This is a genomic window from Tumebacillus sp. BK434 (genome assembly GCF_004340785.1).
In the GTDB taxonomy this organism is placed as follows: domain Bacteria; phylum Bacillota; class Bacilli; order Tumebacillales; family Tumebacillaceae; genus Tumebacillus_A.
The window spans coordinates 349,922-374,184 of record NZ_SLXS01000001.1 but is presented as its reverse complement, the minus strand read 5'-3'; the positions used below and the strand labels follow the sequence as shown (position 1 = coordinate 374,184).

Here is a 24,263-nt window from a genome sequence, read left to right as displayed (position 1 = left end):
TTTACCATGCGTCCTCCTGCTTTTGGCAGATGTACACAAACGCCGGCGGCACGTTCATCGGCACAAAGCCGATTTTGACGCTGGCAAAGCGCTCTTCGAGCTGTTTTTTCATCTGCAGCGAATATTGAAAGGCGATGAACAGGCCGCCCGGCTGCAAGCTGTCGACCACTTCGCTGAGCAGCTTGTCACGCAAGTCCTGCTCGAAGTTGGCAAACGGCAACCCTGAAAAGACGACGTCGAGCTGCCCGATCCCGAACTGTTTCAGCGCAGGGGTCAGTTCGGTCGCATCTCCCCAATAGTGCAAATCAGGGCACTCCGCCTGCAAGCGGCGGCGCATGGCGGCGTCCGCTTCAAAGACTACCGCCTGAGCATCCGGATGCAGTCGGCGTCCGATCTCCCGCGTAAATACGCCCGTGCCTGCGCCGAGCTCGGCGACACCGCGCACCCGGCTCCAGTCGACCGGCGCCATCATCTTGCGCGTCAGGTAGCGCGAAGAAGGCATCACCGAGCCCACCTGCTTCGGGGAAGTCAAGAATTTCGCAAGAAAAACAAATATATCAGAACGTCTCGTTTGTGTGAGATGTTGGTATTCCAAGTTTTCCACTCTCCTTTGTCGGATTCATCGTGTTGTTCTCATTGTACTCGAAAAATCTTAGGACGCCAGTACAAAATTTCTTAAGAAAAAATAAAGAGCAGCGTGCCCTTGCCGCACGCTGCTCTCGTTTGTGCTATCGGTAATGTCCGCCGATCTTCCCGGCCCGTTCAAACGCCTGCCCCGCTCGGGTCAGCGAAGTGGCGCGCATCAGCGCGGTGTTGCCGAAGCGGTCTTTGATGCTGTCGATCGTATAGGCGAGGCGCCGTTCGCGCTCGCGGTCGTGAAAAAGGTCGAGCTGCTGTTCGTGGTCATCGCTCAAGTTCTCCACGGAGAGCCCGACGGAGCGCACCGCCGTGCCGTTCCATTTTTCCCGGAAGATCTTGCAGGCCGTCTCGTACACTTCGCGGGTGATGTTGGTGGAAAAGGGCAGGGACACCTGCTTCGAGAAACCGCCGATCAGCCCGGTATAGCCGCAGTGCATGTGCACCGTCCGCCCGTTGCGCCCCATCCGGCGCAGGCGGCGGCAGACATCTTCACAGAGCTCGAGCAGCACCACTTCCACCTCTTCCGGCTGCTCGTAGTCGCGAGGCAGGGTCATCATGTGCCCGACGCTTTTCATATCTTGGCGAAACGTGTTCGGCGTCACCGGCGAATAGTCGATGCCGTTGGCGGAGAGGTGGTACACTTCGCCCATGATCCCGAAGCGCTTTTTCAATAAATGCAGCGGGTAGGCGGCGAGGTCGCCGATCGTCACGATCCCCCGCGAGTGAAAATGGCGCTCCATCCGCGAACCGACGCCAAACAGCTCGCGCACCGGCAGCTGGTGCATCTCGCGGGCGATGTCCTGCGGCTTCCACTCCCAGATGCCTTCCGGAGACTTCTTGGCCTTGGTGTCACAGCAGACCTTGGCGACCAGCTTGTTGTAGCCGATGCCCGCCGAGCAGACCACGCCCGTCTCCTCCTGCACGAGGCGGCGGAACTGGCGCGCCGCTTCCCACGGGCCGCCCCACAGCTTCTCCGTCCCCGTCACGTCGAGGAAGATCTCGTCGATCGAAAACACTTCCACCTGCGGCGTAAAGCGCTGCGCGATCTCCATGATCCGCAGCGACACTTCCACGTACGTCTCCATCCGCGGGCGCACGATCACCGCCTGCGGGCATTTTTGCTGCACCATCCACAAGGGATCGACCGTCTTGATGCCAAACTTCTTCGCCTCTCTGCTCGCCGCCAGCACGATGCCGCTGCGCCGCTCCGGGTCGCCGCAGATCACGACCGGCTTGCCGCGCAGCTCCGGATTCTGCGCCTGCTCGACACTGGCGTAAAACGAGTTCATGTCGACCAATAAGATCTGCCGTTTGTCTGTTAAATCGTACCCTTTCACAATATCACCGCCACTAAATTTAAGAACATACGTTCCTGTATTTAGCTATAGTATATGCGAACATCAGTTCGTTATGCAAACAAAAAATGTACCACCTCCCCTGAGGTGGTACAGTGAGATTGATATATAATTTCACAGCAATTTAACAAACCGTCATTTCAGACGCCCTTTGACGCGCAGGTGCTGGAAGTCCATCTTTTCCGCTTTTTCATGGCGCTGCTCGTCAGCCAAGACGAACACGCCCAGCAGGTAGCAGCCGGCCATCGCCAGCAACGCCACGCCATCTACCCATTGCCCGTAGAAGCCGACCAGGTTCATCGGGTGAGAGAACATCGACAGCCACCCGGAGAGAAACAGGAGCAGATGGGTGTCCCACGCCGCGCCGACGACCCATTTGTACAGCAGGAACAGCCCGGCCGGGCCATGCACGCACAGCATGTACCACAAGGACTGGGACAGCATCTTGCCGCGGTCAAAATGCCGCGCCTGGTAGTAACCGACCATCCCCATCGACAAGGCCAGCAGCGTGCCGAGCACGATCGTCGAAACGTCGAGCACGACCATCGCCCCGGACGATGCGCCGAAGAAATGCCAAATCAAGTACGGCACCAGCAGGATTTTTATCGAAATAAACAGGACGATCACAACCTGAGCGGTAACCGTGTGATAAAAAAGGTTTAGACTCCTCACGCGAAAGCCCCCTTGCGCTTGTTCAAGTTCATTCTATTCAGAACTTGGCCACAAAAGACGCAGAAATAAAAAAAGAGGCCTGCTCCGCGCCGGAGCAGGCAAACTATGATAGGAGTGGAGAGAAACCAGAACTTAAGCTTCTTGGAAATATCATACTCCACGACCGGATCGCGTGTCAAGGAATTATCTGATATTTTGCACTAGTTGGGCAAATCCTGGAAAGGAGACATCGACCGCTTCCCAGTCGCGGATGGTCGCCGGACCGTCCGCCGCCAGCGCCGCCACAGCCATCGCCATCGCGATGCGGTGGTCGTGGTAGGTCTCGATCACCGCGCCGCCTCGCAGCTTGGTGCGCCCGGTGATGCGCAGTCCGTCTTCCAGCTCTTCCACCTCGGCGCCAAACTTGCGCAGCTCGGCGGCGGTGGTGGCGATGCGGTTCGACTCTTTGACTTTCAACTCCTTGGCGTCGCGGATCTCCGTCACGCCTTCCGCTTGCGTGGCGGCGACGGCGAGCACCGGAATCTCGTCGATCAGCCGCGGAATGACCGCACCGCGCACGGTGACGCCTGTCAGCGCACCGCCTCTGACGCGCAGGTCGGCGATCGGCTCGTCTCCGGAGATGCGCTCGTTGTGCACGTCGATCTGCGCCCCCATCTCGCGCAGCACGTCGAGGATGCCCGTGCGCGTCGGGTTGATGCCGACGCCGCGGATCAGCAGGTCGGAGCCGGGCAGGATCGCCGCCGCGACCAGCAGAAAAGCGGCCGAGGAGATGTCGCCCGGCACCTCGATCTCCGCCGCTGTCAAGCGGGAGCCGCCCTGTACCGTGATGTAGCCGTCCTGTTCGGTCACCGGCACGCCAAACGCCCGCAGCATCCGCTCCGTGTGGTCGCGGGACTGCTCCGGCTCTTTGACTCCCGTCGTGCCTGCCGCAAACAGCCCGGCGAGCAGCACCGCCGATTTGACCTGCGCGCTGCCGACCGGCGAGTCGTACTTGATCCCGCGCAGGTTGCCGCCGCGCATCGACAGCGGCGCCAGGCGGCCGTCCTCGCGCCCGTCGATCGCTGCCCCCATCTCGCGCAGCGGCCCGGTCACACGCCCCATCGGGCGGCGGCGGATCGACGCGTCTCCCGTCACCGTGCTGTGAAACGGCTGCCCGGCCAGGATGCCGAGCATCAGGCGGGCGGTCGTGCCGGAGTTGCCGACATCGAGCACGTCGGACGGCTCCTGCAGCCCGTCAAGGCCGGCGCCGGTCACGCGCAGCTCCGTCTCAGAGAGCATCTCCACCTGCACGCCCATCTTGCGAAAACAGTCCACCGTGCTCAGGCAGTCCGCCCCCGGCAAAAAGCCGCTCACCTGCGTCACGCCGTCCGCCAGTGCGCCAAACATCACCGCGCGGTGCGAAATCGATTTGTCGCCCGGCACCCGCACTTCGCCCTGCACCTGTGCGGCCGGTTGTATCACCATGTCCATCGTCTGCTGCCTCCTCTAGTTCCGTTGGCAAAAACTTCTCGTTGCACAGCTCTGCTTCCTGCTTCTAGCGTCCCCCAAAATGCCAACCGGAGGCCGGCGAACATGCCGTGCCTCCGGTGGAAGGGAATTGGGAGATTCCTGTAGTTATGCTTCTTGCTTACTCGGATACAGCGGCGCTTTCAGGGAAGCCGCGAATGCGATCAGTTCTTGCTTTTTCGCTTCCGCCAGCGCCGCATCGCCTGCGTTCAGCGCTTCGGCGATGCCGGCAGCTTTTTTGACGATCGCGGAGCCGACGACCACGCCGTCGGCAAACTGTCCGATGGTCGCCGCATGTTCCGGCTTGCCGACGCCAAAGCCGACCGCTACGGGGAGTGCGGTATGCTGTTTGACGCTGGCCACATAGCCGGACAGGTCGGCATCGAGGTCTTCGCGCACGCCGGTCACGCCAAGCGCGGCGACACAGTAGATAAAGCCTTGAGCTTGTGCCGCGATCTTCGCGATGCGCTCCTGCGAGGTCGGCGCCACGAGGGGGATGAAGTCGACGCCGGTCGCGAGTCCTGCCGCCAGCGCCTCTGCGCTTTCTTCGAGCGGCAAGTCGGGGATGATCACGCCGTTCGCGCCAGCTTGCTGCGCCGTTTGGAAGAACTCGTGCACACCCCACTGAAACACGGGGTTGGCGTAGGTGAACAAGACGAGCGACGCTCTGACCTGCGGGCGCACGCGGCGCACCAGCTCAAACACGTCGGGCATCCGCGTGCCGCCTTGCAGCGCGCGCAGGGAGCCAGCTTGGATCGTCGGCCCGTCGGCGAGGGGGTCGCTGTACGGGATGCCGATCTCGATGATGTCAGCTCCGATTTTGTCCAGTTCGATGATCAGTTCGGCGGTGATCTCGAGGTTCGGGTCGCCTGCCGTCAGGAACGGCATAAACGCCTTCTCGCCCGTTTCGCTCAGCCGCTTAAACGTGTCTGCAATGCGGGTCATGCGAAGCTCCCTCCCAGCATCTCTGCGACTTGGTGCACATCTTTGTCACCGCGTCCCGACAGCGAGACGACGATGAGGTGGTCCTTGGGCAGCTCCGGAGCCAGTTTGACCGTCTGCGCGATCGCATGTGACGACTCCAGCGCCGGGATGATGCCTTCGACGCGGGACAAGAGCTGGAACGCATCGAGCGCTTCCCCGTCGGTGATCGGCAGGTACGTCGCCCGACCGGTGTCGGCGAGATGCGCGTGCTCCGGCCCGATGCCCGGGTAGTCAAGGCCGGCGGAGATCGAGTGCGCCGGCTGGATCTGACCATGCTCGTCCTGCAGCAGGTAGGTCAAAGAGCCGTGGATGATCCCGGAGCGGCCTTTGGTGATCGTCGCCGCGTGACGCTCGGTGTCCACACCTTCGCCTGCCGCCTCCACGCCGATCAGCCGCACCGTTTCGTCCTGCAGGAACGGATAGAAGATGCCCATCGCATTCGAGCCGCCGCCGACGCAAGCGATGATCGTGTCCGGCAGACGCCCTTCTTCCTGCAGGATCTGTTCGCGCACTTCATCGCCGATGATGCGCTGGAAGTCGCGCACCATCATCGGGTACGGGTGGGGACCGACGACCGAGCCGATGATGTAGAACGTGTCTTCCACATGCTCAACCCAGTGGCGGATCGCTTCATTCGTCGCGTCCTTCAAGGTGCGGGTGCCCGATTTGGCCGGGATGACTTCTGCGCCCATCAGGCGCATCCGGAACACGTTCAGCTTCTGGCGCTCCATGTCCTCTTCGCCCATGAACACCGTGCACTTCAGCCCCAGCAGCGCCGAGACGGTCGCCGTCGCCACGCCGTGCTGTCCGGCGCCCGTCTCGGCGATGACGCGCAGTTTGCCGGTCATCTTCGCGAGCAGCCCTTGGGCGAGGCAGTTGTTGATCTTGTGCGCGCCGGTGTGGTTGAGGTCTTCGCGCTTCAGGTAGATCTTCGCGCCGCCGAGGTGCGCCGTCAGGTTCTCCGCAAAATAGAGCGAAGTCGGGCGGCCCGAATATTTATGAAGATAAAGGCGGAGCTGCTTTTGGAACTCCGCGTCGTTTTTGTAGTGGTTGAAGTCAGCTTCCAGCTGCGCGAGCGCGTTCATCAGCGTCTCCGGGACGAATTTCCCGCCGAACTTGCCAAACCGCCCATTAAGATCTGGGAAAATGGTGCTCATCGTTGCTCCCTCACTTTCGTCACGAATGCTGTGATTTTGTCCGGGTCTTTGACGCCGACCGTCTCTACGCCGGACGAGACATCGACGCCGTCCGGGCGGTAGGTTTCAATCAATGCGGATACATTGTCCGGGTGCAGTCCTCCTGCGACGTACAGCAGCGTCCCGTTCAGATAGGAGCGCAGTTCCGGGATCCGCTCCCAGGAAAAAGCGGTTCCGGTGCCGCCCCGCTCATTGTCGAGCAGCACGGCATCGACCACGCCGGCATAGCGGCGCAGTTCGGCATCCCGCTCATCGCCGCACACCCCCCACGCTTTCCAGACGAGGCGGCCCGTGTCCCGCTTCAGTTCGCGGCAGAACTCCGGCGACTCGTCGCCGTGCAGCTGCAGGACGTGCAGGCCGGCCGTTTCGGCGATATGTTTGATCTGCGCGGCCGACTCATTGACGAAGACGCCGGCGCGCTGCACCGAGCCGGGCAGCTGTTGGCTCAGCTCGGCAGCCGTTTCCGCGCTGACCTGCCGCTTGCTCGGCGCAAAGACGAAGCCGACATACTCGATCGGCAGCGCGCCGACATGACGGATCGTCTCGTGCAGTTTCAGCCCGCAGATTTTGATCCGGGTCATGCCTGCACCTCAGTGGGCGCCCGCCCAAGCAGCTTGTCGATCGACGGGGTGATGTGCCGATCGCGCATCAGCGTTTCGCCGACGAGGATCGCGCCTGCGCCGGCCGCTTTGACCTGCTGCACATCGTCAAACGAGACGATACCGCTTTCGCTGACCAGAAGCGTCCCTTGCGGCACCCGCTGGGCAAGGCGGGCCGTCGTGCCGAGGTCGACGCTGAAGTCGCGTAAATCGCGATTGTTCACCCCGAGCAGCCCGGCGCCCGCTTCCAGCGCCCGCTCCAGCTCGCCTTCGTCATGCACTTCGGTCAGCACGTCGAGGCCAAGCTCGGCGGCCAGCGCCAAGTATTCGTTCATCTGCGCCGTGGAGAGGATCGCCGCGATCAGCAGGATGCAGTCAGCTCCGAGCAGGCGCGCTTCATAGATCTGCTTTTCATCGATGATAAAATCTTTGCGCAGGAGCGGCAGATCGACCGCCGCGCGCACGCGGCGCAGGTAGTCGGCATGGCCTTGGAAGAACTGTTCATCGGTCAGCACAGACAGGCAGTTCGCGCCCGCCGCTTCGTACACACCTGCGATGGTCACCGGATCGAAGTCGGGCCGGATGATCCCTTTGGACGGAGAGGCTTTTTTCACCTCGGCGATCAAGGCGATATACTCCTGCGTCTCCCGGAGCGCTCGTTCAAAACCGCGGGTCGCAGGCAAGGCTGCGATCTCGGCGGCGACTTGCTGCGAATCGAACGACCGGGCGTACTGCGCGACTTCTTCGCGTTTGACAGCGACGATTTTGTCCAGAATCATTTAGGCCAGCTCCTTTTCCCGTACCATGCTTTGCGAAACGTTCACCAAGTTCTGCAGAAGCGCCAGCGCCTGCCCGCTGTCGATCGCGTCCTGCGCCAGCGCGACGCCTTCCCGGATCGAAGCGGCCCGGCCTGCCACATACAACGTCGCCGCCGCGTTGATCACGGCGATGTCACGCCCGCCGCCCTGCTGGCCTTCGAGAATCCGCAGGAGAATCTCCGCGTTCTCCTGGGCATCCCCGCCGCGAATCGCGTCGATGCCATGGCGCGCAAGGCCCGCTTCTTCCGGGGTCAAGGTGAACACGCGCTCCACGCGGCCGCCGCGCACTTCGGCGATCTTGGTCGGCCCGGTCACGGTGATCTCATCGAGGCCGTCGGCACCGTGGACGACCAAGGCGTGTTCCGTGCCGAGTTCGGCGAGCGCGTAGGCCATCTTGTCAACGAGGTCGGCGCCAAACGTGCCGATCACCTGCCGCTTCGTGCCGGCCGGGTTGGTCAGCGGTCCGAGCACGTTAAACACGGTGCGAAACCCTAACTCGCGGCGCGGTCCGATCGCATGCTTCATCGCCGGGTGGTAGAGCTGGGCGAAGAGGAACGTGAGTCCGACTTGCTCCAGGCAGTGCGACGCCTGCACCGGGGTCAGGTCGATGTTCACGCCCAGCGCCTGCAGCACATCGGCGCTGCCGGAGCGGGAGGACACCGAGCGGTTGCCATGCTTGGCGATCTTCACGCCTGCCGCCGCCGCCACAAACGATGCGGTGGTCGAGATGTTAAACGTCTCCGCGCCGTCTCCGCCCGTTCCGCAGGTGTCGACCAGCCCGCTCAAGCCGGACTCAACCGGCGTGACGAACGTACGCATCGCCGCTGCAAAGCCGGTGATCTCCTCCACCGTCTCACCGCGCATGCGCAGCGCCGTCAGCAGTGCGGCGATCTGCGACCCGGTCGCCTCTCCGGCCATGATCTGCCCCATCGTTCCCTCTGCCAATTCCCGGTCCAGCGTCCCGCCGCCGATCACCGTTTGCAGTGCCTGTTTGATCATCTGAACTCGCTCCTCTCATCTGCCTCTTCTCAACTCAACACAATAAAAAAGGCCAGAGCACGACGCTCTGACCGTTGGGGACAAGGAAGAAGGTACGCAAATGGGTAGACCCATCCCGTATGTATGCACTCTTCTCGTCTCGGCTCTGCTCGTCTGTGCTGTTCTCATCTCTCGTTGGCTTCTGCACACTCCTGTGCAAAACGCCCGCTTAAAAACCATAAAACTCTTCTCTGGCTCTCACTTAACTAGTTAACATGATACACCGCTCGCAGGAGACCGTCAACCCTTTTGTTGCAAATCGGGCCGCAGCCTGACCGCATCGCGCAGGTAGATGTGCTGAATCTCTTCCTGCGTCTTGGCGGTGTTCACATGCAGGAGCAGGCGGATGCACAGCGGCGGCGCACCCGGCACCTGCACTTCCAAAGCTCCCATCAGCGGGATCAGGTCCCAGCCTGCCATCTCGCGGATGGCCTGGGCCGGAAACGCGGCATTCAGGTCGGGCGTCGTCGTGATGAAACAGGACGCGATGAGGTCGGTCGACAGCTGATTCTCTTCGACCATCGTCAGCAGCAGTTCCCTTGTCGCTTGATGTATGTTCGCGGCATCATTTTGTTCCACGGTGATGGCGCCGCGAATCCCGCGCACGACCAATGTCATGTTGTCACCTCTCCCTTCTGGCAGCGATCACGTGCCGCACCTTCTCGTGCGGCACGTCTTTCACGATCACCACTTCGCCGATCCGGCGCAGCAGCACGAAGGTGAGCGTGCCGCCGGTCGCTTTTTTGTCTTTTTGCATCGATGCGATCAGCTCGTCGGTGTCGAGGCCGGGCGGAATCCGCGTCGGCAGCCCGGCCAGCTCGACCATCGCTTCCACTTCGGCTGCCGTCTCGGCCGCACAATAGCCCAGCCGGACCGACAGCTCGGCGGCGGCGACCATGCCGATCGCCACCGCTTCGCCATGCCCGAGCTGTCCGTAGCCGGCCAATGTCTCGACCGCATGGCCGAGCGTATGGCCAAAATTCAAGATCGCCCGCAGCCCCTGCTCCCGTTCATCGGCCGATACCACTTGTGCCTTGATCCGGCAGGAGCGGGCCAGCAGTTCGGGCAACGCCCGCTCATCATTTTGCAAGACCGCTCCGGTGTGCGCTTTCATCCATGCAAAAAATTCCGCATCGCGGATGATCCCGTGCTTGATCGCTTCCGCATATCCGCCGCGCCGTTCGCGCAGCGGCAAGGTCCGCAGCGTCTCGATGTCGTACAGCACCGCGAGCGGCTGGTGAAACGCCCCGATGATGTTTTTCGCACGGGACAGGTTGACGGCCACTTTGCCGCCGACGGCGCTGTCCTGGGCGAGCATCGTCGTCGGCAGCTGCACGAAGTCGATCCCGCGCATGTACGCCGCCGCGACGAATCCGGCAAAATCGCCGACTACGCCGCCGCCGAGCGCCAAGATGACCGAATGGCGGTCGAGGCCCTGATCATAGGCAAACTCAAACGCCTCTTCCGCCAAGGCCAGCCGCTTCGATGCTTCCCCGGCCGGGATCACAAAGACTTCCGCCCGGTACCCGGCCGCGGCCAACGCCGCCTGCACAGGGGCGAGATGCCCGGACGCCTGCACGTTCGTATCGGTGATGATCAGGTGCCGGGACGATGCTTTCACGTTCAGCTCTTGCAAAAATTCACCCGTTCGCGCCAGCAGACCCGTGCCGATCACGATGTCATAGGCGGTGTGCCCCGTATCGACGCGCTCGCGAATCATCGTTCACCGATCAACGCGAGGTAGCTGTCATAGTTGCGCTCGATCTCTTCGATCGAGTCCCCGCCGAATTTTTCCAAAAAGGCTTGTCCCAGCACCCAGGCGACCATCGCTTCCCCGACCACGGCAGCCGCGGGAACCGCACAGACGTCAGAGCGCTCGATCGTGGCGCGGTACGGCTCTTTCGTGCGCATGTCGACCGACTCCAGCGGCTTGTACAGCGTGGGAATCGGCTTCATCGCCGCGCGGACGATCACCGGCTGGCCGTTGGTCACGCCGCCTTCCAGTCCGCCGGCGTTGTTCGAGCGGCGGTGGTACTCGCCTTGGCGGTGCCCGATCTCATCGTGCACCTGCGAGCCCGGCGTGCGCGCCGCGTCGAAGCCGAGGCCGATCTCGACGCCTTTGATCGCCTGAATGCTCATCAAGGCTTGCGCGAGACGCCCGTCCAGCTTGCGGTCGGGATGCGAGTACGAGCCGAGACCGATCGGCGCGCCGGTGACGATGATCTCAAAGATCCCGCCCAGCGTGTCGCCGGCCGCTTTCGCCTCGTCGATCGCCGCAATGATCTTTCGTTCCGCTTCCGGATCGGCGACGCGCACTTCGGACGCTTCGGCGCGCTCGGCGATCTCCGGAATCGTTCCTTCCAACCGGTCCACGCGCACCGGGCCGAGCTCGACCACATGGCCGTACACTTCGATCCCGAAATGGCGCAGCAACAGCCGCGCGGCCGAGCCGACCGCGACCATCGTCGCCGTGTTGCGGGCGCTGGCCCGCTCCAGGACGTTGCGAATGTCTTCCTGATTGTATTTCAGCGCACCTGCCAGGTCAGCATGACCCGGGCGCGGCTTGGTGATCTCCACGACGCTGTCCGGCGCGTCCCCTGTGATCGCCATCTTCTCCGACCAGTTGCGCCAGTCTTTGTTCTGAATCATCATCGCGACAGGCGTACCCATCGTCTTGCCAAAACGCACCCCGCTTTGGATCTCCACTCGATCTGACTCGATCTTCATCCGGCCCCCGCGTCCATACCCTTGCTGGCGACGCCACAGCTGATGATTGATAAACTCCAGATCAATTGGCAGATTGCTCGGCAACCCTTCCACGATCGCCGTCAGTGCAGGTCCATGCGATTCCCCGGCCGTCAGATACCTCAACATACTCACCTACTCCTCTCATAACTCAGCTCAATGTGATGAAAACAAAACTACGCAAGTAAGCAATATTATACCAAGAGAAAGCACCCTTGCCCAGTGCAAGGGTGCTTCTCCTTCCAAGTGTTTACAGCGAATAGGCGGCCAGCGCTTTGACGGCCAACTGCACAGTCAGTTCCACATCGTGGAGCTCGACCGTCTCCGTGCCGTTCGCTTCGACTTTGACCGGGATCGACAGCGCCCCGGACGGGATGCCGTCTTCGGTCAGCAACAGCGCCCCGGTGTCGGACGTGCCTTCTGGGTTCACTTCCATCTGGTATGCGATGCCGGCCGCTTCCGCCTGCTCGATCAGGAAGTGCTTGATCCGCGGCGGCACGATCGCCTGGCGGTCGATCACTTTGATCGCCGGGCCCTGGCCGAGTTCCACCGCCGCGCAATGCTCGGTGTTGACGCCGTCCAGCACCAGCGCGAAGTCCGGCTTCAGCGCATAACCTGCCGTCTTCACGCCGCGCGAGCCGACGCCGTGCTGCACCGTGAACACGACCGACACGTCGTGCACGGGCGTGCCGATGCGCTTCAGCACTTCCACAGCGGCTGCGCAGCCGACGCGGTTGTCGAGCGCCTTGCCGGACAGACGGCCCGGCGCGAGCTCCAAGGTTTCCTGCAGACGGGCACAGGAATCGCCGACCCGCACCAGTTCCTCCGCCGCCTCCTTGGTCGAGACGCCAAGGTCGAGGTAGAGCTTGATCATCGTCAGCTCTTTGTCTTCTTGCGAATCGGCGTGAACGGTGCCGACCGTGCCGTTGGCAAAGACGAAGCGCTGTCCAACGATCGCCTCCGGCTCGAGGCCGCCGATGCCGCCCACGCGCACGCGGCCGCCCGCTTCCACATGCAACGCCATCAGACCGGCTTCATCCATGTGTGCGGCGACCAACAGATGCTTTTTCGACGCCCCGGTGCCTTTTTTGGTGACGATCAGGTTGCCGACCACATCTTCGCGCACTTCATCTGCGTACGGTGCGACCGCCGCTTTGAGCAGCGCACGCACGTTTTCTTCCTGCCCGCTGGGGCCGGCCGCCTGAGCAAGCGTGACCATCAATTCTTTCATGCTTGAAAACCCCCTTGCTCCACGCGGCGGAGAAACTTTTCCACCAGCTCGATCGTCTGCTCGTAGTCGTCCAGCGAGATCAGCTGCGACGGAGCATGGATGTAACGGGTCGGCACGGAGATGACTCCTGCCAGAATCCCTTCCTTGGTCAGGTGAATCCGTCCGGCATCGTTGCCGCCTGCGACCGTCTTGCGGATCTGGTACGGAATGCCCGCATCATCTGCCACTTCGATCATCTCGTGCAGGAACTTGCGGTTGTGCACGGAGGAGCCGTCCATCACCGACAAAGCCGGACCGGCGCCAGAGATCGTCGCCTGCCCGTGTTCCACCGTATCCGGCACGTCGGACGCCAAGGTGCCTTCCAGCACCAGCGCCACGTCCGGGTCGATGCGGTACGCTGCCGGGCCGGCGCCGCGCAGACCGATCTCTTCCTGCACGGTAAACGCATAGACGACCGGGATGTCAAATTTCTTCTTGATCGTCTCGACCATCACCGCGCAGCCGACGCGGTCGTCGAACGACTTCGACTTGGCGCAGCGGTGGCCGATCTCTTCGTATTTCGTCGCGAAGACGGCCACATCGCCCGGCTTCACGTACTTCAGCGCTTCCTCGCGGGAGGTCGCGCCGATGTCGATGCGCAGCTGTTCGAGGCCGACCGGCTTCTTGCGCTCGTTTGGCTTCTGGTGATGCGGCGGCTTGGAGCCGATCACGCCGTAGATCTTGTTGTCGCCGATCTGCACCGGCTTGGAGAGCAGCACGCGGTCATCGATCCCGCCGATGTGGCGGAACTTGATCAGGCCGTTCTCTTCAACCTGCGTGATGAACAGGCTCACTTCGTCCATGTGCGCGCAGAGCATCACTTTCGGACCCGGACGGGTGCCGTCCACTTCCGCAAACAGGTTGCCCATCGCGTCAGTGTAGATGCGGTCGGCATAGTCTTTGATCTCTTCGTAGATCACTTGCCGAATTTCATGTTCGTACCCGGACGGGCCCATCGCTTCGGTCAGTCTTTTAAGTAGCAACTCAATCCCTCCACATACTCATCGTCAATTCCGGCAATATAGTGGGCGAGCAGCTTGCCGACCCCTTGAATATCCGAATAGCGAACCGTCTCCACCGATGTGTGCATGTAGCGCAGCGGGATCGACAGGAGACCGGTCGGCACGCCTTCGCGCTGCACCTGGATCGCCCAGGCATCGGTGCCGGTGTTGTCTTCGAGGAATTCGAACGAATGAGCCATCTCCAAACGCTCGGCCGTCTCCGTCAGGCTCCGGGTGATCTTGTGATGCAGGTTCGGTCCGACGCCGATCGCCGGCCCCGACCCGAGCGGGAACGTCGCGTCGGACGGCGCGCCCGGCATGTCGCCAAACGTCACGTCGATCGCGATCCCGATGTCCGGCTGCAACCCGTATGTCGCCTGACCCACACCGGCGAGGCCGCGCTCTTCCTGCACGGTACCCACCACATAGACATCGACATCGTGGTCGAGATGCTGCAGTTCCGCCACGCATTCCAGCACCGACGCGATCGAAGCGCGGTTGTCGAGCGACTTGCCGGCGATGCGGTCATTCTGCAGCTCGATCGGCTCGCGGCGGATCGTCACCGGGTCGCCGACGCGGACTTTTTCGCGCACCATGTCTTCCGGCATCGCGATGTCGATGAACAGCTCCTCCAGCGACCACGCCTTATCCCGCTCTTCCTTGGAGGTCAGATGCGGCGGCTTGGAGCCGACGATGCCGACATAGTCGCCGTCTTTCGTATGTACCACCACTTCCTGCGCCACCTGCGTGCGCGGGTCGACGCCGCCGATGCGGGTCACGCGCAGAAAGCCCTTCGGCTCGATCTTGGTCACCATCAGGCCGATCTCATCCATGTGCGCAGCGAGCATCACGCTTTTGCGCGGCGCTGTGCCTTTGCCTGCGATCTTGGCAATCAAGTTGCCCATTTTATCGATGCGAATGTCGTCGGTAAACGGCGTAAGCGCTTCCCGAAGCCGAACGGCAATGCGGTCTTCATAGCCGGAAATGCCCCAATCGGACAGCATGCCTTTCATAATTTCGCGGATGTTGTATTCGCTCAAGATTTCATCCCCTTTTTTCAAACTCCGACACCATAGTATAGCCGTACGATCATGAAAAAAAGAACGGACCAGACCATCCTGTCCGCCGTTCGTCGTTGATATTCAAGATCGTGTTACCGCTTCGACCCTTTCGAGCGCAGCGGAGCCATCATTGACAGCGAAAGACGGGAACTGCGCGCATGCAAAGATTCCCCGATCCCGACAGACAGCACGGTGGACACCACGCTGATCTCCATCACGCCAGCCAGCGGATCGACATATCCAATGCCCCACAGCGTCAAAAACAAACCGGCAGCTGTACCTGCTGCCAGCGAGCAAGCATAGCCTAAGAAGCCGACAAGCGATTGTCCGAACAATTGGGCGCGCATCTGCAAACGAACTCCCCATGTGGTAAGCAGATAGACAACGGCTGCGATCAACAAGAAATTCAGCATGATGCGCTCATCCTTTCGTCCCTCGATTGGCGTGTGCCTCTCAAAACATACTCTCATTCTATCAATCACAGAATAGATGGTCAAATTGCGTAAAAGAGCCAGATCGTGCGCATACTAGCCGAAACAGCCTGAGAAGGAAGTGTTTGCCATGAAAATGACGATTTCAGAAGCAATCAACTATTTGGAAGCGAAAGGCTTCCTCGTAAAAGGATACGGCTACCCGGAAACAGACCCGGTCGACAGCAGTTCATCCGCTGCCGAACAATACCGCGTGCTCCAAGGCGATTACGACACCGGCATGATCGCACCGCAGCAGTTGATCGAAGTGGCGGAGCGGATGAAGGCGCATTAAAATCTAGCAGGCAATGCATCCCTCCTGTGCTAAAATAGAAGCATGGAGATTTTTGACAAACAGGAGGGACTCACCGTGACCCGATTGCCTTTTGTGCCTGGCGTCTCCGGCACCCCGTTCCAAAAAACGCTCGCCAACAACCCGGCGGTGCGCGCCGGCTTCACGCAGCTGTCCGGCGCCAATGCCGCGACGCTGAACGATCCGGAGCTGTTCGAGCTGCTGCGCCTGCGCATCGCTTCCAATAATGGATGCGAGTACTGACGAGGCGCCCGCGATGCTGCTCTGGATGAGCAGAAACGTAACGTTGCGATTTTAGAAGCTCCTGCCGCCGCCGTGCAGCTGACCGAGCGGGAACAGGCGGCGCTGGACTATTGCGACCAACTGATGGCGTATCACGGCGTCGTGCCGACCGATATGATGGCGCGCGTCAAAGCCCATTTTTCGGACGATGAACTGGTCGCGCTCACGATGCACATCGGCTTGATCAACGCCGCGAACTGGTATGTGACCGCGATGGAACTGGAACGAGAGTAACTGATGGCAGCTTCGGCTGAGCAGACCCTTCCATACGGCCTGCAGCCGGATGCGGAAGAGTTCCGCTTGCAGCGTTTCGCCGCCCGGGCGGCGGTGACCCGGCCCATCGCATTCTGAAGTGGAGGCTTACTCATTCATGGAACCGCGAATTGCAGAAAAAGACGCTTTTACGGTCATCGGCTTGGAAATGACCGGCACGTATGAAGAGATGGACCGCATCCCCATCCTCTGGGACACCCTCATTCCCCGCGCTGGCGAAGTCCAGTTTCTCGACACCTGGGGCGTCTCCTGGGACCGTGAGCAGGACTTCACCTACATCGCCAGCTTCGAAGTCTGCGATCCATCCCGCATCCCGGACGGCATGGTGCTCCGCGAAGTGGCAGCACAGCGCTACGCGGTGTTCACGCACCAAGGCAAAGTGGAGAACCTCCATGGCACCTTCCAGTACGCCTACAAGACCTGGCTCCCGGAAAACGGGCTCGAGCGCAACTTCGCCGTCCCCTTCCTCGAACTCTATGACGAGCGCTGGCAAGGCAACACCGATGAGTCGAGCTTTGAGATCTGGCTGCCGTTGAAATAGTTGAAAGAACCGGCCGCCAAACAAAAAAGCTCCCTCCGCTTTCGTGGAGGGAGCTTTTTACTGGCTCACTTCTGCCCGCTGACCGAAAAGTACTCATCGATCGCCGCGCCCATCTCCACGGCGAATTTTTGCTGCAGAGCGGTGTCTTCCAGCTTTTTCAGGTCACCCGCATTGGACAGGAACCCGATCTCGACCAGCGCCGCCGGAACGGTATTTTTGCGCAAGACATAGAAATTGCTGTCCTTCGCCCCGCGGTTGTACGTGCCCATCGCGCGGACGGCGTGCTTTTGGATGATCCCGGCCAGTTGGCGGCTTTGCTCCGGAAACGGGTTGGCGCTGCCGTCGTAGGAGGAAGTGGTGTTGTAGTACGTCTCCGTCCCGTAGGTGCCGCTGCTGGAAAACGAGTTGGCATGCAAGGAGACGAACAGGTGCGCCCCGCTCACTTTTGACTGATCGACGCGCGCCTGCAGTTCCTCGGCCAGATCGGTCGTAGCCGGGATGAGCTCCATGTCCGTCTCGCGCACCATCACCACGTTGTAGCCGCGTTTGACCAGCTCTGCCTTCGCTTGCAAGCCGAACGCCAGGGTCAAGTCTTTCTCCTGCGTCCCATCCAGAGCGATCGCGCCCGGGTCGCGTCCGCCATGCCCGGGGTCAAGGACCAGCGTTTTAACTTGGAAGTTGTCCCACACCCAGCGCCCGTCAGAGATCTGCCGGACCGATGCGCCTGCCCAGAGCCGCGCATAGGCCACCGCCTCCTCGAACGACTTGTATTCCCGCAGCATCCGCTCCCCTTGAAACACTCTGTACTTCGGGTAGTTATCCCACAGCCAAGAGCCTGTCCACGTGCGGACCGACGAGCGCGCCCAGAGCTTCGCGTAGTCCAGCGCCGCCTGTTGGGTGGTGAACTCTTTCAGCAGCCGTTCGCCCTGAAAGACATGAAAGCGCGGATAGTTGTCCCACAGCCACAAGTTGCCGGCGATCTTCACCACCGACGAATGATCCCACAGCTTGGCATAAGCCACCGCTTCGTTGAAGGTCACAAAACTTTTCAAAAACGTCTGGCGCTGAAACACATTGTATTGTTTCGCGGTGCTGACCGCCGGTGTGGGTGTCGCCGCCTCCGCCACCGATACGATGCCTATCACCAGCAATCCTGCCAAGAGAAGGTGCATGCATTTCTTCATGTTTGTCATCGTTCCTCCTGCTGCGTTTTGTGCATGCACCCCCTATTCGACATAATCCGACACCGACCTTTAGGCTTGGCTGGAATTAGTCCGCCGCTTCTGCAGATTGGTGCGAATGGCTCAGAACGACTCGCTCCGGGCAGGACAAAAAAGCTCCCTTTTCAGGGAGCAAAGCCAGTTGACAATCGAAAGTTGGCAGTTCCTGCGGCTGTCCGTGCAACGCGTCCGCCAGCAGGTCGAGATACACGTGTATCCAGCACGCAGATTCTTCCTAACGCTTAGTCCCACTTGAACTTCTTGATGCCGATATACGTGCCGACGAGGAAGATCCCGACCAGCACCAAGGCCGGCATGACGGCCGCTTCGGTGAACAGCTTGCCGACCCAGCCGAGCTGGAGCAAATCTTTGACATAGGTCATCGGAATGAACTTGGAGATCGTCTGCATGATCTCCGGCATCATGTCGAGCGGCATCGTCGAGCCAGACAGGAACATCATCGGGTACATCGCGACCATCGAGATCGCCATCGCCGTCTGCATGCGCTTGGCGATGCTGGCGATCAGGAAGCCCATTGCGAAAAATGACAAGGCGCAGAGGATCATCGCCAGAATGAACTGGAACCAAAAGACCGAGAGGTTGGCATCAAACATGTACTTCGCGATCAGGAGAATTTCCACCGTCCCGACGATGATGCAGAAGAATCCTTTCGTGATAATCGATGCAAACACATACGACGAGTTGAGCGGTGTCCCGCGCAGCCGCTTGTAAATGCCCTTTTCTCGGTCGATGACCACCTGCAGGCCGATCGTGAAAAATCCGGTCGTGAACATGATGATCGACACCATCCCCGGAATGTACGTGTCGATGTAGTTATAGCCGTTGTACGTTTGATCGCCATACATACTGCCGAAGAAAATGAAGCTCACCGCCGGCAGGAGGAACGTGAAGAAGACGAACAGGATCTCGCGGAAAAACAGCTTGATCTCCATCTTCGTATGAGTCAGCATCGCAGACAGGTTCATCAGCAGTTACGCTCCTTTCGTCGCCGCAGCGATCTCCACATAGACGTCATCCATCGTGCCTTGACCGCCCGGCAACAGCTTGATCAGGTTCGCAGGCGTATCGCAAGCCACCAGCTCCCCGGTGCGAATCACCGCCACCCGGTCGCAGTACTTGTTGGCTTCTTCCATATAGTGTGTGGAGAGCAGAATCGTTTTGCCTTCCCCCTTCAGCTTGAGGATGATCTCCCACAGGTCGTGGCGCGCTTTCGGGTCGAGGCCGGTCGTCGGCTCGTCGAGGAAGATGATCTCCGGATCGTTGATCAGCGCCAGCGCCAGCGCCGTGCGCTGCTGCCAGCCGCCGGAGAGCTTTTTCACCGGCATCTTCAAGTACGGCTCCAAGCCGAGCATGCGGATGATCTCTTGCGTATTGCGCGTCTTTTTATAGTAGGATTTGAACAGCTCAAGCGCCTCGCTGACCTTGATCCGGTCATAGAGCGAAGTCTTTTGCAGCTGAATTCCGATCTTCTCTTTTAAGTTTGCCGGCTGCTTCTGGGCGTCATAGCCTAGCACCGTCACCGTACCCGCGGTCGGCTCGATCAGTCCCATCATCATCTCCAGCGTCGTCGTCTTGCCCGCACCGTTGGCACCGATGATGCCGAGCACTTCCCCTCTGTATACGTTCAACGAGATGCCACGCACGGCTTGTACCGTACCATAGGTCTTTTTGGCGTCATGCAGTTCGATCACCGTTTGTTCCTTCACGTTGCTACCTCCTCCTTGATCTTGCCCTCTGCCGCCCCGCATCTGCAGACCGCACAGCGCGGCTGCTTGACAACTGTGTGCAGGGCGGCATCAAATGTCCGCATGTCCATCTGCATCTGCCGTCCCAGCGTCAGGCCGGATTCGGTCTCGATGCGCTGCGGCATGTTGCCGATGAGGTTCGGCACGTCTGACGCCAGCATCCCTGCCGCCAAGTCGGCGAATGTCGGGGAGATCGACAAGGCTGCCTGCATACCGGTCTGCACGAGATGCCCGACATAGCGGTCATACGACACCGGGTTTGCCATCCGGCTCCTGCGGTCTGCTTCCAGACAGTGATAACAGCCCGTGCGTCCCGGCAAAAACGTCGGCCCGACATGGACGTTCCACCCGTCGATGACGATCATCGACCAGGTGATCTTGCGGCGCAGCGCCGCTTGGTTGACCTGCTCATACAACGCCGGAGAAAACGCATCTTCGGCGACCAGCACCAGCGTCCGTCCGTCGATCAGTTCGTCCAGTCCTGCCCGGTCTTGCTGCTCCCAAACATGGCCGGACGCGCGTTCGCCGCCCGCCAGCCGATTCAAACGTCCTGCGAGCGCCTCAGCACGCATCGCGCCGAGCTCCGCATCGACGTAGGCCATCGAATGAAATCGGTCGTCCGGCGTGACCGTCCGGCCATCGGCGACCGCCACGTGTCCGGCACCAAGCTGCACGAGCCCGGTCGCCAAGCGGCTGCCGATCATCCCGGCGCCAAGCACCAGAATGTTCGCTTCCGCCAGTTCCCGCTCATAAAAGTGCCGCGTCGTGTGGCGTGTGCCCATCAGCTTCGGCAGCCATCGCGCCGACCACGGACCGTCGTTCGGGATCGGCGTCGGGGATTCGTCGAGAAATGACCGGCGCAGCGCGGCAAGCATTTTCAAACAATCCTCTTGACGCTCCTCAGGCACGACCGCCATGATCTCCCGCATCTTGCGCGTGCCGTCCAGCTCGCCAAACACATCCTGCAGCCAGGTCTCCCCTTCGGCTGCTCCAACGCGCGCGAGACTCTCGCCCCAATGTACGTGACGAACCTGCAATTCATACCGTTCAGGAAAAGTAAAAAAATAACCTTCACGCAACTTATAATAGGAATTCAACAGTAAACTCCGAAAACCTTCTTTATCCATTTTGCGACGCACCTCCAGCCCGACCGATCGGAATCATATACAAGGCGGCGCGGTCGACACCGTCAAGTTCGAGTAGCCGATTGGCCCGGTCATCGTAAAAACCGGCCAAAGTGACGCCCGTCATCCCCAGCGCCGTCGACACGAGCAGCAGGTTCTGCGCCGCATGCCCTGCTTCGAGCAGAGTCAGGCGGTAGGCGCGCGCCCCGTACTTGTCCGACTGGTGCCGGAAATCGGCGGCGAGAAAGACATGCAGCGCCGCCCGGCTGTAGTCTTGCTTGACAAATCCCGGATTCGCGTCCGGATCGGTCGAAGCGGTCAGCCCGGCGATCTGCCGGGAGCAGTCGCCCGTCCGGTGCAGATACAGCCGGTTCAGGTACGGGCAGAAGCGGTACAGCCCCCGCTCCAGCCCCTCCACCGCATGCAGGTAGAGGTAAAACTGCACCGGGTACAGCGCCCCGCCCGACGGGTAGCTGCGCAGGCGCAGTTGCAGCTCTTTCGTCCCGTCCGGCACCGTCTTCACCGCATTGGTGCCCAGCGCATATTTCAGCAGCAGGATCAGCTCCTCCCGCCCGATCGGCTCCGCGAAGTCCCACGAGCTCCGGCGGCACAGCAGCGTCTCGCCCAAAGCGCCGGGCAGCGGAGGCAGTTCTTCAAAGCGCGGCAGGTCAAAAAACGTCTCGGTCGCATCCTCCAGCACATCGGGCACCGAATACTTGTCGAGCGGCAGGCGGTACGACATCAGATCAGGGTCAAATTTGCTGTTGGCATGGTACAGTTCCGCCAAATGAAACGGGTTGTCCACGCCGCTGCGCTTGAACTCCATGCGCTCGGCGACGGTGGACGCCCGCCTCGAAGCGGCGAGCAGGCGTTTGGCCATCAGCGCACCTCCTCGCCCGGCAAGACCGCTTCCGACGCGGCGAGATGCAACATGCAGCTCAAGTAGTGCTCGTACGACATCAGCACGCCGAGCCGGTTGTTCGTCATATGAATCTGCGACACGGCGATCGACGCGATCGCATAGCGGCGGCGACGCTCCGAGTCGACCGGCTCGTCGTCGTACGGGCAGGCCAGTTCGCCTTGGCAGGCGAGCGCTTCGTAGCGGGCAAACGCTGCTTTCAAATGATTGACCCACTGGCGATAGAACAGGAACTCCTGCTCGGAGTCCACAAACGCTGCCAGCGTCTGAAAACGCGGCACCAGGCTCTCGCGCTGCCGTTCGAACGTCGCGCGGATCTTCGCGCGCTGTTCGTCCGGCTGGTCGACAAACGTCTGCCAGCTGTACATGTAGCGCCAGAAGAACATCCCGACATCTTCAAGCCGCACGCCGAGGCAAAGCGCTGTGAGCAGCATCAGATCCATGGCGATGCTCATCCGCTTCTGGTACTCGCCCCGCGTGGCGCAGAGCGCCTGCTCGACGATGTCGCTGGAGTGCGTGAACAGGTCTTCGCTGACCGGCAGCGCCGCAGCGCCTCCGTAGCGTTTGACCTCCGGCTCGTACGGCAGCTTCACGATGCTGCCGTTTCCGTACCACGGCAGCGCGCCGCGGTCGACCTCTTCCCCGTCAAATTTGTGCTGGGCGTAATACGCCTCCCGGCTCATCTCCTGCTCCGGGGGATGTGCCCTCATATACGCCTCCGCCTGTTCGCGGATGTACGGCTCTACCTGATCAGCTGGCTCCAAAAAGCGGATGCGGATGTGCGGGCCTCCGTCCCAGTAGCGCAGGAAGAACCACTGTTTGCAGTGCCCTTCCGCCTGCAGTTTGCGCACTGCCGGCATCAGGCAGTCGAGCAGCAGATCATCCTGTTTTTCAAAATGGTGATAAAAAAGATGCAACGCCATCCAATTGCGTTCCGCCTGCTCCGTCACACCCACTCCTCCTTCTACCATCCCATGTCGAATTCCAAATACGGGGTGTCACTTTCCCCGATCACGATTTGATACAGCACCAGTTTGGTCGTCTTGGACAAGCCGAGCAGCCGTTCCGTCTCGGCATCACGATAGCTTTTCAGCGGACGGGCAAACCAGCCTCTGGCAGCCGCCAGCAGACAGATGTGCTGCGCGAGTCGCCCGGCCCGCATCTGCATGATCTGATATCCCCGGTTGCCATGCCGTTGCAGCGTCCGCTCGAAATCTACCGTGAGATAAAAAGCGGCCGGGATCGACCGGAAGTTGATAAACTTCCCGTCCACCACGCTGGCCTGTTCCATCATCCGTCCCATGTCTTCGTGCAGGCTCTGCGGTTCATAAGCAGGCACCGACAACGCGCAACGGTACACGCCTGAGGCCATGCCGGCCACGCGATGCGCGGCGAGATCGAGGCCGATGTCTTGCCAGAGTCCCTGCGCATCCGGGAACGCGGCCAGCGCCTGCAGCAGCCCGATGAGCTCTTCCTGCGGGATCGGCCGCCCTGTCGCCGCCAGCCCGATGCGGTCGTTGCCGGAGTTGCGAGATTTGATCACGTCCACCAGCTCGGCAATCTTCGCACCGGCAAACGGAACGGCAGAAGGCGCTTGCTCCGCTTCCGGGAGTTCCCCGGCAAACTTCAGGCGGGACGCTTCCATCATCTGTTGCAACTCGACACACTGGTTCATCTCCTGTTCAAAACGAGCATTGTCAGCAACGGCCGGCCGGGCAGGAGGCGCGCCGAACACCTGCGTTCGCTTCCTGGCCGCCCCATGCGGCCAGAGCACAACCACCGCGAGCGGCGTCCGCACTTTGCCGTTCATCCCTAACAGCTGCATCACCGGTTCATCAAGAAAATGTTCATGGATCATCAGCTCATAGCCGAGCCGAGATGATAAGACTTGCAACTGCCCCAACACATGGCCCGCTTCCAGCGTGGCGATGTTGTAGGCAAAGTCTGCATACAGCCGGGCGATCCGCCAGACATCCGCTCCGACCACCAGCACGTTTTCCGCGCCTGCTAAGGAATAGCCCAGCGCCTGTTCCAGCACGTCCCACCACGCTTCCCCGCTGCGTTGTTCCAAGGCGTGCAGCAGCGGGTCGTAGCGGTACACGCCTTGGGACGGCACCACATACAGCTCAGTCGCGTACAGGCATCTCGGGGATGGAGCCCCCCGGTGAAAGGGGCGCACGCTGCCCGCTTCGCAGCGCACGAGCCCCAGAGTCAGGTGCAGCAGCACGGTCAGTTTTTCCAAAGCGGACAGCCCTTCGCCTGACCGCGCTTGTTGCAGCGGTTCGACTGATCCCAGCTCCGGCAGCGGCTTCATGCTCAGCGGGATGCGCCCGAGATGGGGTGCGGCGGTGAGAAACGGCTCCGGCTCGGTGCGGAGCTCAAGATCGCGCATCGTCTCATAGCGCAGATAGGCCGTTTGTAGCCAAAACGAGCGTCCGACAGCGAGATTGCGATTGTGCATCTTCATCCCG

General features: G+C 61.0%; 27 protein-coding genes. 4 read left to right on the top strand and 23 right to left on the bottom strand.

The window, feature by feature from the left end; translation table 11 throughout:
- Position 1: 1 nt before the first annotated feature.
- The 16 genes from EV586_RS01410 to EV586_RS01335 all read right to left on the bottom strand — a co-directional run bounded on the left by EV586_RS01410 (position 2) and on the right by EV586_RS01335 (position 15,297).
- A complete protein-coding gene (locus EV586_RS01410; protein WP_132943298.1) occupies positions 2 to 502 on the bottom strand; it encodes a class I SAM-dependent methyltransferase in 501 nt (166 codons plus the stop codon).
- 226 nt (positions 503 to 728) lie between these two features.
- On the bottom strand, positions 729 to 1,976 hold the full coding sequence (dinB, locus tag EV586_RS01405; RefSeq protein WP_279388247.1) for a DNA polymerase IV: 1,248 nt from the start codon (positions 1,974 to 1,976) through the stop codon (positions 729 to 731).
- 153 nt (positions 1,977 to 2,129) lie between these two features.
- On the bottom strand, positions 2,130 to 2,666 hold the full coding sequence (locus EV586_RS01400) for a hypothetical protein (protein ID WP_132943297.1): 537 nt from the start codon (positions 2,664 to 2,666) through the stop codon (positions 2,130 to 2,132).
- A 183-nt stretch (positions 2,667 to 2,849) separates the two neighbouring features.
- Entirely contained in the window at positions 2,850 to 4,130 is a 1,281-nt protein-coding gene (gene aroA, locus EV586_RS01395) for a 3-phosphoshikimate 1-carboxyvinyltransferase (protein WP_207893851.1), read from the bottom strand.
- A 150-nt stretch (positions 4,131 to 4,280) separates the two neighbouring features.
- Positions 4,281 to 5,117 (bottom strand): tryptophan synthase subunit alpha, encoded by an 837-nt coding sequence (gene trpA / locus EV586_RS01390; RefSeq protein WP_132943295.1) that lies wholly within the window; start codon positions 5,115 to 5,117, stop codon positions 4,281 to 4,283.
- Positions 5,114 to 6,313, bottom strand: coding sequence for a tryptophan synthase subunit beta (gene trpB / locus EV586_RS01385; RefSeq protein WP_165898150.1), 1,200 nt, complete (start codon positions 6,311 to 6,313; stop codon positions 5,114 to 5,116). Before trpB ends, trpA begins: the two co-directional genes overlap by 4 nt.
- Positions 6,310 to 6,933, bottom strand: coding sequence for a phosphoribosylanthranilate isomerase (locus EV586_RS01380; protein WP_132943294.1), 624 nt, complete (start codon positions 6,931 to 6,933; stop codon positions 6,310 to 6,312). The genes trpB and EV586_RS01380 overlap by 4 nt, the downstream gene beginning before the upstream one ends.
- Complete coding sequence (trpC, locus tag EV586_RS01375; protein ID WP_132943293.1) at positions 6,930 to 7,730, bottom strand: indole-3-glycerol phosphate synthase TrpC; 801 nt, start codon at positions 7,728 to 7,730, stop codon at positions 6,930 to 6,932. The genes EV586_RS01380 and trpC overlap by 4 nt, the downstream gene beginning before the upstream one ends.
- Positions 7,731 to 8,768, bottom strand: a complete 1,038-nt coding sequence (trpD, locus tag EV586_RS01370; protein WP_132943292.1) for an anthranilate phosphoribosyltransferase — start codon at positions 8,766 to 8,768, stop codon at positions 7,731 to 7,733. It lies immediately after the preceding gene.
- Between the two features lie 279 nt (positions 8,769 to 9,047).
- The gene (gene aroH, locus EV586_RS01365; RefSeq protein ID WP_132943291.1) at positions 9,048 to 9,425 is read right to left on the bottom strand and encodes a chorismate mutase; all 378 of its coding nucleotides are present in this window, start codon (positions 9,423 to 9,425) and stop codon (positions 9,048 to 9,050) included.
- A gap of 4 nt (positions 9,426 to 9,429) precedes the next feature.
- The gene (aroB, locus tag EV586_RS01360; RefSeq protein WP_132943290.1) at positions 9,430 to 10,527 is read right to left on the bottom strand and encodes a 3-dehydroquinate synthase; all 1,098 of its coding nucleotides are present in this window, start codon (positions 10,525 to 10,527) and stop codon (positions 9,430 to 9,432) included.
- On the bottom strand, positions 10,524 to 11,681 hold the full coding sequence (gene aroC / locus EV586_RS01355; protein ID WP_165898149.1) for a chorismate synthase: 1,158 nt from the start codon (positions 11,679 to 11,681) through the stop codon (positions 10,524 to 10,526). Before aroC ends, aroB begins: the two co-directional genes overlap by 4 nt.
- A gap of 121 nt (positions 11,682 to 11,802) precedes the next feature.
- Positions 11,803 to 12,783: a M42 family metallopeptidase gene (locus EV586_RS01350; RefSeq protein WP_132943289.1), complete on the bottom strand. Its 981-nt coding sequence runs from the start codon at positions 12,781 to 12,783 to the stop codon at positions 11,803 to 11,805.
- Positions 12,780 to 13,805, bottom strand: a complete 1,026-nt coding sequence (locus EV586_RS01345) for a M42 family metallopeptidase (RefSeq protein ID WP_132943288.1) — start codon at positions 13,803 to 13,805, stop codon at positions 12,780 to 12,782. The genes EV586_RS01350 and EV586_RS01345 overlap by 4 nt, the downstream gene beginning before the upstream one ends.
- Positions 13,787 to 14,863: a M42 family metallopeptidase gene (locus EV586_RS01340; RefSeq protein WP_243652894.1), complete on the bottom strand. Its 1,077-nt coding sequence runs from the start codon at positions 14,861 to 14,863 to the stop codon at positions 13,787 to 13,789. The genes EV586_RS01345 and EV586_RS01340 overlap by 19 nt, the downstream gene beginning before the upstream one ends.
- A 113-nt stretch (positions 14,864 to 14,976) precedes the next feature.
- Positions 14,977 to 15,297 carry a hypothetical protein gene (locus tag EV586_RS01335; RefSeq protein WP_132943287.1) on the bottom strand — a complete coding sequence of 107 codons (321 nt, stop codon included), beginning with the start codon at positions 15,295 to 15,297 and terminating at the stop codon, positions 14,977 to 14,979.
- A 148-nt stretch (positions 15,298 to 15,445) separates the two neighbouring features.
- Here EV586_RS01335 and EV586_RS01330 point away from each other — a divergent pair, with 148 nt between their 5' ends.
- From EV586_RS01330 to EV586_RS01315, 4 genes are all read left to right on the top strand, one after another.
- Complete coding sequence (locus EV586_RS01330; RefSeq protein ID WP_132943286.1) at positions 15,446 to 15,649, top strand: hypothetical protein; 204 nt, start codon at positions 15,446 to 15,448, stop codon at positions 15,647 to 15,649.
- Positions 15,650 to 15,724: 75 nt separating this feature from the next.
- A complete protein-coding gene (locus EV586_RS01325) occupies positions 15,725 to 15,910 on the top strand; it encodes a carboxymuconolactone decarboxylase family protein (protein WP_132943285.1) in 186 nt (61 codons plus the stop codon).
- A 72-nt stretch (positions 15,911 to 15,982) separates the two neighbouring features.
- Positions 15,983 to 16,183, top strand: coding sequence for a carboxymuconolactone decarboxylase family protein (locus tag EV586_RS01320; RefSeq protein ID WP_132943284.1), 201 nt, complete (start codon positions 15,983 to 15,985; stop codon positions 16,181 to 16,183).
- 136 nt (positions 16,184 to 16,319) lie between these two features.
- A complete protein-coding gene (locus EV586_RS01315; protein ID WP_132943283.1) occupies positions 16,320 to 16,763 on the top strand; it encodes a GyrI-like domain-containing protein in 444 nt (147 codons plus the stop codon).
- Between the two features lie 65 nt (positions 16,764 to 16,828).
- Here the strand turns inward: EV586_RS01315 and EV586_RS01310 are convergent, their stop codons facing one another.
- From EV586_RS01310 to EV586_RS01280, 7 genes are all read right to left on the bottom strand, one after another.
- The gene (locus tag EV586_RS01310; protein WP_165898148.1) at positions 16,829 to 17,947 is read right to left on the bottom strand and encodes an N-acetylmuramoyl-L-alanine amidase family protein; all 1,119 of its coding nucleotides are present in this window, start codon (positions 17,945 to 17,947) and stop codon (positions 16,829 to 16,831) included.
- Between the two features lie 278 nt (positions 17,948 to 18,225).
- Positions 18,226 to 18,969, bottom strand: a complete 744-nt coding sequence (locus EV586_RS01305; RefSeq protein WP_243652893.1) for an ABC transporter permease — start codon at positions 18,967 to 18,969, stop codon at positions 18,226 to 18,228.
- A gap of 6 nt (positions 18,970 to 18,975) precedes the next feature.
- Entirely contained in the window at positions 18,976 to 19,710 is a 735-nt protein-coding gene (locus tag EV586_RS01300; protein WP_243652892.1) for an ABC transporter ATP-binding protein, read from the bottom strand.
- Positions 19,707 to 20,846, bottom strand: coding sequence for a TOMM precursor leader peptide-binding protein (locus EV586_RS01295; protein ID WP_165898147.1), 1,140 nt, complete (start codon positions 20,844 to 20,846; stop codon positions 19,707 to 19,709). Before EV586_RS01295 ends, EV586_RS01300 begins: the two co-directional genes overlap by 4 nt.
- A gap of 22 nt (positions 20,847 to 20,868) precedes the next feature.
- Complete coding sequence (locus EV586_RS01290) at positions 20,869 to 21,753, bottom strand: SagB family peptide dehydrogenase (RefSeq protein ID WP_132943279.1); 885 nt, start codon at positions 21,751 to 21,753, stop codon at positions 20,869 to 20,871.
- The gene (locus EV586_RS01285; protein WP_165898146.1) at positions 21,753 to 22,742 is read right to left on the bottom strand and encodes a thiopeptide-type bacteriocin biosynthesis protein; all 990 of its coding nucleotides are present in this window, start codon (positions 22,740 to 22,742) and stop codon (positions 21,753 to 21,755) included. The genes EV586_RS01290 and EV586_RS01285 overlap by 1 nt, the downstream gene beginning before the upstream one ends.
- A 14-nt stretch (positions 22,743 to 22,756) precedes the next feature.
- A complete protein-coding gene (locus EV586_RS01280; RefSeq protein WP_165898145.1) occupies positions 22,757 to 24,253 on the bottom strand; it encodes a nitroreductase family protein in 1,497 nt (498 codons plus the stop codon).
- Positions 24,254 to 24,263: the final 10 nt, after the last annotated feature.